Here is an 11,204-nt window from a genome sequence, read left to right as displayed (position 1 = left end):
GTCCCATCCCGAACCCAGCCGTTAAGTGCCGTAGCGCCGATGGTACTGCGTCTTAAGACGTGGGAGAGTAGGTCATCGCCAAACCTAATAAGTTCCTAGACTACAGTATCTCTCGACGATGATCAGATTAACAAAACCGCCGCAGCTCAATGCTGCGGCGGTTTGCGTTTGAGGGGGCTTTCCGGCGGCCTTCGAGTTTTGGCGGCGCAAACGGTAAGCATGCCAGAAAAAATCTCAAGAAAAATTACCTTTCTCTGTTCGAATGCGCTTGCAGCTCCCGCGCTATAAGTCTAAACGGAGGGCATTGGCGCGGGATGGAGCAGCCCGGTAGCTCGTCAGGCTCATAACCTGAAGGTCGTAGGTTCAAATCCTACTCCCGCAACCAAGCCTATCGAACTTTTGTTCGCAAAGCCGCCCTTCGGGGCGCTTTTGCGTATGTCATTGGGAACTTTGTCAAATCTCCCTCGATGCCCAGGAGGTGTTTTCCTTCCTCCACTTCCTCGACGCTGATGGTTTCCACCAGAACCCGCAGAATATCGCGCGCATGGATGACCAATTCGGGTTCTGCGAGGATCGTTTCCAGCTTTCTGACATGCGCAGCGTAGACCTCTTCTAAGTCAGTTGGGAGCATCGGCCGGGCGTCTTCGATCTGCCGCTGTTGGGCCTGCAACTTGAGCTTCCGCGCTTCAGCTTTCGACAGGGCTTCAATGAGGGCAGGGCTGTTCACACCGGCGAGGATCGCGCCGGTTCCGTTACGAATTTCAGTCTCCACCGCGCGGAGCTGGCGGGTGACCGAAGCGCGGTCGGCCTGAAGCGACTGCGTCGCATCAGCGAGCGCCCTCGCATACTCCTCACGGAAACGCTTGAACGCATCCGAGCCGAGCAGCGCGCGTTTCACGCCGCCCAAGACGGCTTGTTCCGCCTCGTCCTTCAAAAGCCCTGTCATGCCGGTGCATTGGGTTGGCCCCTGTTCTTTGGCCGTTTTGCAGTAGTAGCGTTTGTGCACGGTGCCAGCGATCGTCAACGGCCCACCGCATTTGGCGCAGCGGAGGAAGCCGGACAAAAGAAACTTGGGGCGGGGGCCGACGCCGCCGCTGTTGGAGCCCCGCCGGGGTTTGACCTGAAAGCTGTCCTGGCGCGCCTTGACCTTCGCCCAGAGGTCCTCGTCGATGATCCTCAGCTCCGGAACCTCAACGCGAACCCATTCTTCCTCAGGCCGCAGGCGGGAGACCCGCTTTTGTGTTTGGGGGTGTCGACGGTACTCAAGGCGATCCCACACCCTGACCCCGATATAGAGTTCGTTGTTCAGGATGCCGGTGCCACGCTTGCGGTTGCCGAAGACAGTATTCTGGCGCCAGGCTCTTCCGCTCGGGCTCGGGATGCCGTCTTGGTTCAACTGGTCGACGATCTTCTTGGGCGATATCCCCTCGGCAAACTCCGTCAGAATACGGCGAACGATTTGCGCCTCGCCCTCATCGATGACCAGCGCGCCTTTGATCTTGTCGCCTCGTTCATCTCTGGGGATGACATAGCCGTATGACCGGCCGCCGGCACTTTTCCCCGCGGCCACGTTGCCCGCAAGGCCGCGATGCGCCTGTAGGGCGATGGATTTCAACAAGGCGCCACTCATCAGCGACTTTAGCCCCATGTTGAGCGCGTTCGCCTCGCCATCGATGATGGTCATGATCTTAACGTCATGAAAGGCACAAAGCTTTTCCAACTGAGCGCTGTGTTCCCCGTCGCGGGTCAGACGCTCGATGTTCTCAGCCACCACAACCTCGACCATGCCCCCTTCAATGCCGCGCAGCAGTTCCTGGTAGCCGGGCCGGTGATCGCTGTACCCAGTCAGCTCCGCGTCGGTCAGGATGCGTTCGATGTGCCAGCCGTGTCGATCGGCGAACCGCTGGCATTCTGAAATCTGATCATCGAGGGATTTCTGGGTCTGCTTGTTGGTGGAGTAGCGGGCATAGACCCATGCGCGAAGGGTTGGTGAGGTGTCTTTGGTGGGCATATAAAGGGTCCTTGCGATGAGAAAAGGCAAACGGACAGCATGCGGCGGAATGGATGGCATGCATCCCGCCGGTGCGGCAAGTTAAAGTTCTGGTCGGGTCGGGGTTAGTAGGACTTAGATTTTTGGCGCTGGCTGCGTGGTAATCATGACCGGTGGGTGCACTGTGCCAATGATGGAGAGACGCACAGCGCCGCCTTCTTGAAGCATCGCCAGTTCCTTGGGGGTGGGTTCCCAAACGCTGGTCATATGAGGGGTGCCATCGATCACTTCATCGAGGATGGCGAGTGCATAGTATTCGTCTTGTGCCTCGGCCAGTACGCGCGTGGCGTTTGTTATTCTTAAGGGCTGCATAAGGCCTCCGGGGCTAGTTGGCTTCATCTTCTGCCAGCGCGCAAAGGAAATCACACGCTGGGGCAATCGGTTGTGTCATGGGCCAATCGACCGGTATTTCGTCTATGAAAATCCGCACGCCATTGATGCGCGTCAGTCGCGCGCCAAGGCGACGACAGCGGGCGGCAGTTTCAGCAAACCGTCTAGGGAAATGGAACCGGAAAAGCGCCCAATAATCCGGTGATGATGCTTTGCTGCATCCTGTCTTGAGGCAGTTCCCGCAGGGGAAACCCATACCATAGGTACGCGGCAATGCGAGGCCATCCCGCTCGACCATGGCCAGTGTCCCGGCTTTCGTCACGCCCTTTTCGATCAGCGGCGCTTCCACATCCAACTCAAAGAAGTTTTTTTCCAGACGTTTGAACCGCTTCACATCATCGGCGTCTGCGGTGTAGCCGAAAATATGTCGGTCGGTCGGTCGCTGAAAGTCTAAGCGGGGTGCAATTTTCATCTCGGCCGTGCATGGTGCTCCGTGATGCCCAGCCATGAATTTCCGGCGGTCCCATACGTCTGGAACGCTCTGGTATTCTTCGGATTTCAGCAGGGTCACATTGCGGTTCAAGCGGCGCATCGCGTCACGCTCAAAACGATAATTGTCCTCGTCCTCGTTTTCCGTTTCGCAGCGAACGATCAGCGCATCGGGGTATTTCCGAAGCGCGATCTTTGCGGCTGTGTAGCTGGCGGCACCTGTGGACCACCATATAAGGACACGTTCTGGCATGGTGCCTCCGGGGGTTAGCTGTCAGCCGAACTTACCAATGCGCTTACGCGCCGATTCGCTCGCCATTTTTTGAGGTTCGTCGACGGACGTCATCTCACGGGAGATGTGCCGTGCGAGGAGCACGATCATGCCCTCCAGCGCGATGTCGCAAGCCGATGGGGCGGGGTTGGTCGCGGCTGTATCGCTGCCCTTCTGTTGGCGATCGTTTCTCGACTTCGGGCGATTGGCTACGACCTGGCTCATACCAATGCCCTCAGGGCCAGTGTTGTCAGGGCGATCAGCGCAAGGCTGACCGCTAGAGTTGGGGTCGCAATACAAAGCAGCCTCTCAAAAAGCGGCATCACGTGTCCTCCTGTCTTTCTTTTCTGCGTCGAGCGCGCGAAGCGCGGCGGGTGAAATCGCCTCAATCCAGCGCTCGCATTTCTCCCAAGCTTCCTCGGCCGCGAAGCTGTCGTGCGCGCGGATCGCGAGCCGTAGCTGCTGGAAATCCCTGCGGATGGTCGCGTAGCGGACCTTTCCGAAGTGCAGAGATGTGGTGTGATCCTCAGGCACCTTTGGGCCTCACCGCGATAAAGGGCCAAGGTTGGTCCTCGGATAGCGCCCGATCGCGGATCGCGCGGGCTTGGGCGTGGGTGCCGATCCATGCGTAATCCGTTCCTTTTGTCCGCCCGGCCCCGGAAAGGTGTAGATACTCCTTCGTTCTCGGGTCGCGGAACCGAACGCGGTTCTTGTTGGATGTCGGCAACTGAGTTTTGAGTTTCGGGCTGCCTGTAACCACCTGCGTCATATCAGCGGCCTTTCAGGGATTGCGTTGCGATCAGATGGCAGGAGCTCAGCGAGGGGCTCATACCGATAGCGGACATGCCGCCTCGCAGCGCCTCGATGCGATCAGCAAGGCTCTGGACCAAGGGATCATTGCAGCCAATCTCGCGCGCTGCTTTCAGCAGGGCGTGATCGTTGTCGTCGGCCACTGCGGTCACGGTCGGTGCGAGGTTGTTCACGCAGCCTCTCCCTTCATGGCTTCCGGGAGCCAGCTGTCGATCGCTGCGACCTCGGCGCGGCTTAGCCCCAAGGCTTCCTGCGTGCTGGCGTCGTTAAACAGCTTCTCGAGTTCCTTGCGCTTCTCCCCGACCTTCAGCTTGGCGAAGCGCGCCATCTGATCTTCGCGCTCTTCGGTCACCACCAGTTCGCGCCAGATGCTATCGAGTGCCTCTGAGCGGCAGGCGTTGAACAGGCTCTCTGCGGTCGGTGTCCAGATACTGCGCGGGGTGACGTCTAGCCGTTGCATCAGGGCGCGGTTGGCGGCGCTGGCGAAGGGGGCGTTCATCGTCCGCGCCAACAGAGTGGTGAGGATCTGATTGCGGTGCTTTTTGCCTTTGGCGATGAAGGCATCGAAAGCCGCGTCGAAGTCTTCGCGTGGGTCAGCGGCTTGATCGTCGTCTTCGCCGGTGACACGCTTGTCGAAGGTGAGGCTATTGGCGACCTCGGGCAGGCTCAGCTGCTCTTCGGCGCGGATGTTGAACGGGCCGGCGAAACTCGGCATCTCGGTCCAAAGCTGGAAGGCCAGCAGATCGAGCGCCAGTTCTGGCTGGGCGATCATGCGTGTTTGCAGAGCTAGCCGTTCGATGCGCCGCAGGTCTTCAATGCCGCTTTGGGTGATGGGCGGCTTCGGGGCGATCTTTTCGACCTCTTCACCCCCAGTGCTGGAGTTTGTTCCGGTGCGGGATTGCGCGGGGAGGTAGGCGGAGCTGACCTCTAGCTTGCCATCGCGGTCCACCAGTACGAAGACGGTGGCAGCCTCTCGCTCTTCGTCTCTGTAATCGCCAAGCATTCTTTGTTCGAGCGCGTCAAACTCTGCCTTCTCGGCGTCGGTGAAGGTCTGCGTTTCGCCGAGTTCGCAAAGTTCTGCATGTCGGATGGCATCCGCTTCAGGCAAGTCGATGGCCTGGCGGTAAATCCGCGTCATGCCTTCGGTGTGCTGGTAGCCGACCCACGATTCAAAAACAGGGATGACCCGGGCGAAACCCTCGCTTGCTTGCAGGTCCTCGGCAGCCTTGATCAGCTTTGTCTCGAACAGCTGATAGATCAGTTCCGCGTTGTGTAGCCGGGATTGATCGCTGAACAGGTCCTCGTCGAGCGTGCCGCCTTCGGCCCGGTAGAGGTCCAGACCGATAAACTGCACGCGGCGATCCGATGAGGGCACGTTGCCTTCCATCAGCTGGTGACGCAGGCGATCTGCGGAATAGCGGTGCTCTGTTGCCAGCTTTAAAGCCTCAGCCTCGCGCTCTGCGCCGCCGGTCACGGTGAGCACCTGAGCGATGTCGAGCGTGATGGCTCCGGATCGTAAGGCGTCCAATGTGGAAGCGGAGAGGCCAGCCAGTTTCAGGCGGCGCTGGACGTGGGCCCGGGTCTGGCCGAATGCCGCAGCGATCTGATCGGCATCACTGCCGTGATCGGCCATGGCGGCATAGGCGCGGATTTCATCTGCTGGATGCAGCGGGCGCTGCGTGGCGCCTTCGGACCCTGCCCAACTGCGGGCCAATGCGGGGTCGGTGGTCACGTTCACCGGGATCGCGTCGAAGTCGATGTCTGCGCTGTCGGCAAAATCGCTGCCCTGAGCACGCAAGTGCTCCAGTGCCCGCAGCCGCCGGCCGCCAGCGACAATGCCCAGCTTCCCGTCTTCGTCAAGCGCATTGAGGTTCTGCATCAGACCGTTGATGGACAGCGATTTCGCGAGCGCGGCGATGTCCTCGGGGTCGTGAACCTGACGCGGGTTGAATGCGTGCAGCGAGAGGTCATCAAGCGGCACGGTGCGGGTGGTCGACATGGGGGATTGGTCGGTCATAGGGGCTTCCGGTTATTGGGGGGATTTGGTCCAGCGCACATACAGAGTGAGCCCGAATAGGGTCAGTCGCTCTACGCGGTAGGTGCAGCCAAAGCCCGGTACTGTTTCGGTGGTCCATTTCATGCGTCAGCCCTCAGCAAGCGCCGCAGTAGAGCGCGAGGTTCGGCGTGATTTGGATTTGCGCGATCGCAGTGCTTGCGGCGGTCGCAATGCTGGCGACCAGTGCGGCGAGCAGCAGAGCAAACAGAATGACGCCGAGATAGGCAGGCCACCGGCGGGACTGAACGCAGCGCGAGGGTTCATGCAGCCACGGTCCGCTACCTTCCATCGCTCGGAGCCTCGCAAGGGTGTTGGTGTGCTGGTCTTGCTGTCGCTGTTCATCGCGCTGGACTGCCATCATTTCCTCCAATGCTTTGGTGAGGTCGGGGCGACTACGGCTGAGCGGGGCGCTCATGCCGCTGTCTTCTCGAGGGTGTCGCGCAAAGTTCGTGCGCGGTGAGCGTCATCGCCGTTCCGATCCAGCAATAGGATCGTGTCGCAGGCAGCGATCACGGCGGCATCGGAATAGTGGCAGCAATCTGCGATAATGCCGCGGGCGTGGGCGAGGTCGGCTTCATCCTTGGTCATCATGGGAACAATCCCTTCTGAGTGTTGTCGCCGGGGCGGATGATGGCGACGCTTTCGAGAATGAGATGCGGGGCGCCAGTGCTTTCCGCCAACTGGCTGGCCGCATGTTCGGCATCGTTGAAGGTGCTGTAGCGCTGGCGCGGCTCGGTCTTGGCGCCGGGCCCGGCAGGTTTCCGGCAGATCATCCAGAAGCGCGCGAATTGGGGGAGCTCGGACATCACGCCACCTCTTTTGGCGACGCGGCAACCGCGGCTGTGCAGAGCGCGGTAGCTGGCGCTTTAGGACAGGTGGCCTGCAAAACCACGGTGACCTCGCCGGGTTGGCTTTGGTGGATCACCGCATGACAAAGTTTTCGGTCGCAGCGGTGCAGGCTGCGCCATTTCGCGATGTGGAAGCTGCCGTGCATCAAGCCGATCGGCTCATTCCGATGGGGTGCGCCGATGCTGAACCCAGCATCTTTCGCCGCGGCGATAGCGCTGTCGAGGTTAGGGAATGTGAGCTTCATGCCGCATCACCGCCGTTGCTCTGTGCCACGTGCTGACGAATGCGGGCGAGGATACGCGGGGTGCGATTGTCGAAATCGGCCAGTACCGGATTGAGCGGTTCGGCCTTAACGATATGCGCGGGCGGTCCGAGACGATCGAGGTCTACGCGCTTGCCGCGCTCGGCCATGAGGATGTCCCAGGCGCAGGCGAGTATTGTGGGCTGCGTGTGGAAGTGTTCAGGGTTCGTGACGACCGCATGGGCGGTTTCGGTGCTGCGGGTTTGCATTTTCCATCTCCATTACCGGGGCGGTATGGAGGGAGGTTAAGCGGTAATATTACCGCAGTCAATGGCGATGCGGTTATATTACCGCAAATCGGCGATTTGCCGACATCCATCCCATGCTGTGAAATGCCTACCGGCTTGGCAGTGGTAAAGAAAAAACCCGCCACAAGGGCGGGTTTGGTACTGACCTAGGCGCTCTGAAACTAAGAGCTATAGTACAAGTTCAAACTTTCTCGACAACAAGCTGAATAAGACCGGAAAGCGCTACAAGGGCTCCAACTACCCAAATCAACCGGGTCGTCATCCAGTCCTTAGTCGGCATGTCATCTAGCTTGCCTTTGATAAAGGACATATCGGCTTCCAACTGTCGGACACGCTGTTCCATCTCGCCACCTCCACCTCCACCACTATGTGATCGAGTATCTGATTTTTTCAAGCTCTCAATTTGAGCAATGATCTGTTGCTGGGAGCGGTTCTGTCCCGAGATATCTCTGACTTTATCGCTCACTTTTGGCCTCCTTGTCGGCTGGTATCTGGCCCAGAGGTCTATCATCGTCTGTTACGCCGTGAACTATTGCCATGGATTCCTTTAGTGATTCATAGGCCTTCACTACTTCCGAGTGATCGTCTTCTTCAGAAATAACCAACACGTTCAGATCTTGAACGGTCAGTTGGAATAATGCCAACTTGAGCAATCTCGATTCCACTTCGAGGCTTTCAACTCGCTGTTCCAGAGTGGCCAGTTTGTCTAGAAGTGCACTGTTAGTTGTTTCTGTCATGCTCGTCTCGCCATATCCGCAGGCAGGTGCATACGCACCCGCGCGGCCCATTTCAGTTGTACGTCATGCTGGTTATCGGCGCCGGGGTTTAACGAAATGAGGTTGAACAGCCCTCTCTCAGAACCCGAGCGCACTTGTTTGACCCAACCCATGCCGTTCACGTCTTCGCAGACACAGCGGTGACCGATGGCTTCTGCCGGAACGCCGTCAGGGGTCTCTCGTGTATAAAACAGTAGATCGCCAGCGGAATAGATCGGTTCCATGCTGTCGCCCTGAACCTCGACTGCCACTATGCCATGCGGCGATAACTGGGGAGGACACTCAACTTGCGGGCCGTCGCCTTTTTCATAGGCGTCGAAGACTGGGACCATCGCACCTGCACCTACTGCGCCGGCGATTGCGACGGTGGGGCGGGGTTGATCTTCCTCCACTCCGTAAAGCAGCCATAACTCCGAAACGCCCAGTGCCGCCGCGACTTTACTGATAGATGTGACGTTTGCCCCGGCGCTTTCATCGCCAGCCTGAAATCTGCGCCGCCAATTCCGGATGCCATCTTTCGACAGCCCGGCTTCCTTAGACAGAGCCTGCTCTGAGAGCCCTATTTCTTTCCCGCGCTGCTGAATTCGCTGGAGAATTTCACCCATATCCATGCGGTCATAATTACCGCACGTGGCGCAATCGAGGGAGCGGTAACATGACCGTTGACGATGCGGTAAAATAACCGCATATTGCCGGTCATGAACACAATTGAGACCCTTTTGGCGGTTGCGGACGCCTACAAGCGAGCTTCGGGAGTTGAATTCGACCGAACCGTCTCTCATCGCGTATTCGGCGATAGCAAGAAGCTATCTGCTCTTCGTGCGGGATCAGACATAACAATCAAACGGTACAATGCCGCTTTGGTCTGGTTCGCCCAAAACTGGCCGGAAGGCATTGAGAAACCCCCAGCTTTGGCCGGTCTGCCTAGTTTCACCAAGGACGCCGCCTAATGCCGCGCCCCTTCCTCCCTCTCTGTCAAAATACCCTGTCATGCACTGAACCTGCTTTGGTCACCGCATCAAAACCATGGAAACAAACATGAAGATTTCCAGCGAAGCACTTTCAGACAAGATCGACGCCGCGCTTCGTCTCCGGGTTGGCCACGGCAAGACCTACTCGTTTGAGGCTTTGGAAGAGGTCACAGGCATCAAGGCTCGGACCCTTCGCAGCTATGAAGAGGGTGTGACGCCGACCGCCGCTGGCCTGATGTCGCTTTTCGCCGCGCTTGGGCCGGGGTTCACTTCCGACATTTTAGGCATGGTGGGTCAATCAGCCCGAAAGGGTGAGGCTTGTCTTCCTGAGCACATGCCTACGCTTTGCGCCGCGACCGCGTTCTCATCGCTCTTGGCGGAGGCGTTGACTGACGGTCACGTCGATCACCGTGAAGCTGCTGTCCTGCGCCCGATTGCCTTGGAGCTGATGGAGTTGCTGGCCCCGATTGCCCGCGGGAAGCCGGCTGCTGTGCGGACTGGCGGTGCGGCGTGAACAATTCAGCGGTTTCGATTTTTCGCTTTCGTCATCCGCAGGCTTCGGAGGGGCATCGTTGCGATCCGCCCTCTGTCGAGCCGCGGTTCCGGGGCGGTGCGCAGCGTCTGGGGATGCGCGCCGCCCCGTCCAATTTGCGTGGCAGGGCGTTTCATGCGCTTTCCCTCACCGATGGGGCGCGGTGCCGCGCAAAGCCCCGCCCGGCGCCGGGCCAGCCTGTGGTGCGGCGCCGGGGTCTACTCCCTGTTGAACTAAGGCGCGCGGCCGGCAACGGCTGCGCGCCCTTTTTGCTCAGTTCAGCAGGTGAGACGACGGATTGCCTCGTTCTTGGCATCGGGATGCACCTCACCGGACAGAACTTCTGCAATTCGGTACGAGCAAGCGCCCATGAAATGTTGGATGACAACGTAATCTTCGCATTGCAAGCGCATGATCCAAATGGTTACAGCATCGTCGAAGGTAAAGAATTTGCGCCGAATGGCGTATGGGTTCAGAAGGACGCCCGTCATCGGGTGTCTGCCGTCCGGTCCGATGGACCGGTAAGAGATAGTCATGGGAGGTTCCTTTTCCTGACTATGGCGATCAATCGGCGTTCTCTCAGTGGGCCGATGATCGCGGTGTGTCGCGCAGTTCAGCGGCGCGGTATCGCTAGTCGGGGTGGCGATTCGTACTCGCTGCCCCGACGTACCAACATAAATCCTACATGCCCGCCTGATCGGTCAATGCATCGACCGCAAGGCTGCCTTCCTACGGCCGTGGGCCTGTGCCGGATGTCTGCTTATTATCAGAGGTTTGACCTAACCATTGAGCGACACAAGTTATTGACAGCCCTGCGTTCGTTCGGGCTGTGGCAAGTTTCAAAGCATCTTGATCGCATCCGCCAAAGCAGTCTTCACAGCTTGCCTCGACTTAGCCAGAAACTCTTTGCGGGTTGGCTCTTCAATTATAGAGATATGCACATTCACGATGATCTGAGAGTTCGTTTCAGGATCGTGCAGGACCAGCGACGCGGTTCCTTTATCCGGTCGGATCATTTCGTTGGTTACTTCAAATCCCATGGCTCGATCTTCTCCAATCAGGCGCTAAAGGGGTCGGCGGTTCCTCCCGGCAGCTCTTCCGGCTGCTATACCGCCGCCACAATTTCAGGTCGTCAGCTTCTTCAGTGCGAGCATCGCGGCTTCGGGGAACACATCTCCTCGAAACACTTCACCAACGCGGTTTGCGTTGGTGCCCAGCCGTTGAACGACATCCGTAAAGGTCTCGCCTTGCTGGCGCAAAATATGGGCGGTTACCGCCTCATCAAGCGTCAGTTGCTTTCGCTTAATCGAAATGTCATTGAGCGCTACACCAGTCATATGGTGTTCGTAGGTTGCCATGGGAATATCTCCTTCTCTGGCAATGTGGTCCGGCGTTTTTCGAGATTCCGCCGGGCCTGGTTTGCCGCGATCACAGTTGCGGTTGAACTGCCCGGGTCGAAGAGTTGTGATCTTCGGCCCGGGGCCTCACTTTACTGCAGTACCCGTACCCTACATCAAGGCT

Annotated in this window: 19 protein-coding genes, 1 tRNA gene and 1 rRNA gene; 3 read left to right on the top strand and 18 right to left on the bottom strand. The window is 58.6% G+C overall.

All coding sequences use genetic code 11. From position 1 onward, the window contains the following. Positions 1-84 (top strand): 5S ribosomal RNA (gene rrf, locus FCK22_RS17225); the annotation flags it as partial. Between the two features lie 224 nt (positions 85-308). Further along, a tRNA-Met gene (locus FCK22_RS17220) sits at positions 309-385 on the top strand. Between the two features lie 3 nt (positions 386-388). Here the strand turns inward: FCK22_RS17220 and FCK22_RS17215 are convergent. From FCK22_RS17215 to FCK22_RS17145, 15 genes are all read right to left on the bottom strand, one after another. Then, a complete protein-coding gene (locus FCK22_RS17215) occupies positions 389-2,011 on the bottom strand; it encodes a recombinase family protein (RefSeq protein WP_169306118.1) in 1,623 nt (540 codons plus the stop codon). Positions 2,012-2,125: 114 nt separating this feature from the next. Continuing rightward, positions 2,126-2,362, bottom strand: a complete 237-nt coding sequence (locus FCK22_RS17210; protein ID WP_067261805.1) for a hypothetical protein — start codon at positions 2,360-2,362, stop codon at positions 2,126-2,128. A 13-nt stretch (positions 2,363-2,375) separates the two neighbouring features. Continuing rightward, a complete protein-coding gene (locus FCK22_RS17205; RefSeq protein ID WP_067261807.1) occupies positions 2,376-3,122 on the bottom strand; it encodes a hypothetical protein in 747 nt (248 codons plus the stop codon). A 21-nt stretch (positions 3,123-3,143) separates the two neighbouring features. After that, complete coding sequence (locus FCK22_RS17200) at positions 3,144-3,365, bottom strand: hypothetical protein (protein ID WP_067261809.1); 222 nt, start codon at positions 3,363-3,365, stop codon at positions 3,144-3,146. A gap of 84 nt (positions 3,366-3,449) precedes the next feature. Then, the gene (locus FCK22_RS17195; protein WP_067261811.1) at positions 3,450-3,674 is read right to left on the bottom strand and encodes a hypothetical protein; all 225 of its coding nucleotides are present in this window, start codon (positions 3,672-3,674) and stop codon (positions 3,450-3,452) included. A 236-nt stretch (positions 3,675-3,910) separates the two neighbouring features. After that, positions 3,911-4,123, bottom strand: a complete 213-nt coding sequence (locus tag FCK22_RS17190; protein ID WP_067264735.1) for a hypothetical protein — start codon at positions 4,121-4,123, stop codon at positions 3,911-3,913. Beyond that, positions 4,120-5,967 carry a ParB/RepB/Spo0J family partition protein gene (locus FCK22_RS17185; protein WP_136720698.1) on the bottom strand — a complete coding sequence of 616 codons (1,848 nt, stop codon included), beginning with the start codon at positions 5,965-5,967 and terminating at the stop codon, positions 4,120-4,122. The genes FCK22_RS17190 and FCK22_RS17185 overlap by 4 nt, the downstream gene beginning before the upstream one ends. Before the next feature lie 133 nt (positions 5,968-6,100). Then, positions 6,101-6,421 carry a hypothetical protein gene (locus FCK22_RS17180; protein WP_067264729.1) on the bottom strand — a complete coding sequence of 107 codons (321 nt, stop codon included), beginning with the start codon at positions 6,419-6,421 and terminating at the stop codon, positions 6,101-6,103. Further along, entirely contained in the window at positions 6,418-6,597 is a 180-nt protein-coding gene (locus FCK22_RS17175) for a hypothetical protein (RefSeq protein ID WP_067264725.1), read from the bottom strand. Before FCK22_RS17175 ends, FCK22_RS17180 begins: the two co-directional genes overlap by 4 nt. Then, positions 6,594-6,812 carry a hypothetical protein gene (locus FCK22_RS17170; protein ID WP_132447088.1) on the bottom strand — a complete coding sequence of 73 codons (219 nt, stop codon included), beginning with the start codon at positions 6,810-6,812 and terminating at the stop codon, positions 6,594-6,596. The genes FCK22_RS17175 and FCK22_RS17170 overlap by 4 nt, the downstream gene beginning before the upstream one ends. Next, positions 6,812-7,099, bottom strand: coding sequence for a hypothetical protein (locus FCK22_RS17165; RefSeq protein WP_136720697.1), 288 nt, complete (start codon positions 7,097-7,099; stop codon positions 6,812-6,814). Before FCK22_RS17165 ends, FCK22_RS17170 begins: the two co-directional genes overlap by 1 nt. Continuing rightward, complete coding sequence (locus tag FCK22_RS17160) at positions 7,096-7,365, bottom strand: hypothetical protein (RefSeq protein ID WP_136720696.1); 270 nt, start codon at positions 7,363-7,365, stop codon at positions 7,096-7,098. The genes FCK22_RS17165 and FCK22_RS17160 overlap by 4 nt, the downstream gene beginning before the upstream one ends. Before the next feature lie 220 nt (positions 7,366-7,585). Then, positions 7,586-7,870 carry a hypothetical protein gene (locus FCK22_RS17155; RefSeq protein WP_136720695.1) on the bottom strand — a complete coding sequence of 95 codons (285 nt, stop codon included), beginning with the start codon at positions 7,868-7,870 and terminating at the stop codon, positions 7,586-7,588. Continuing rightward, positions 7,860-8,141 (bottom strand): hypothetical protein, encoded by a 282-nt coding sequence (locus FCK22_RS17150; protein WP_136720694.1) that lies wholly within the window; start codon positions 8,139-8,141, stop codon positions 7,860-7,862. The genes FCK22_RS17155 and FCK22_RS17150 overlap by 11 nt, the downstream gene beginning before the upstream one ends. After that, positions 8,138-8,791 carry a S24 family peptidase gene (locus FCK22_RS17145; RefSeq protein ID WP_136720693.1) on the bottom strand — a complete coding sequence of 218 codons (654 nt, stop codon included), beginning with the start codon at positions 8,789-8,791 and terminating at the stop codon, positions 8,138-8,140. The genes FCK22_RS17150 and FCK22_RS17145 overlap by 4 nt, the downstream gene beginning before the upstream one ends. Positions 8,792-9,206: 415 nt before the next feature. Here FCK22_RS17145 and FCK22_RS17135 point away from each other — a divergent pair, with 415 nt between their 5' ends. Further along, complete coding sequence (locus FCK22_RS17135) at positions 9,207-9,665, top strand: hypothetical protein (RefSeq protein ID WP_136720691.1); 459 nt, start codon at positions 9,207-9,209, stop codon at positions 9,663-9,665. Between the two features lie 296 nt (positions 9,666-9,961). On the opposite strand, the gene FCK22_RS17130 is transcribed toward FCK22_RS17135, so the two are convergent. The 3 genes from FCK22_RS17130 to FCK22_RS17120 all read right to left on the bottom strand — a co-directional run bounded on the left by FCK22_RS17130 (position 9,962) and on the right by FCK22_RS17120 (position 11,041). Then, positions 9,962-10,219, bottom strand: coding sequence for a hypothetical protein (locus FCK22_RS17130; RefSeq protein WP_120350088.1), 258 nt, complete (start codon positions 10,217-10,219; stop codon positions 9,962-9,964). Positions 10,220-10,522: 303 nt separating this feature from the next. Continuing rightward, positions 10,523-10,723 carry a hypothetical protein gene (locus FCK22_RS17125; RefSeq protein ID WP_136720690.1) on the bottom strand — a complete coding sequence of 67 codons (201 nt, stop codon included), beginning with the start codon at positions 10,721-10,723 and terminating at the stop codon, positions 10,523-10,525. An 84-nt stretch (positions 10,724-10,807) separates the two neighbouring features. Then, positions 10,808-11,041: a helix-turn-helix domain-containing protein gene (locus FCK22_RS17120; protein WP_136720689.1), complete on the bottom strand. Its 234-nt coding sequence runs from the start codon at positions 11,039-11,041 to the stop codon at positions 10,808-10,810. Positions 11,042-11,204: the final 163 nt, after the last annotated feature.

The organism is Sulfitobacter sp. 15WGC, from assembly GCF_005068605.1.
GTDB lineage: Bacteria > Pseudomonadota > Alphaproteobacteria > Rhodobacterales > Rhodobacteraceae > Sulfitobacter > Sulfitobacter faviae.
Note: the sequence above shows the minus strand (reverse complement) of the source record. Positions and strands in the feature narration are given on the sequence as shown.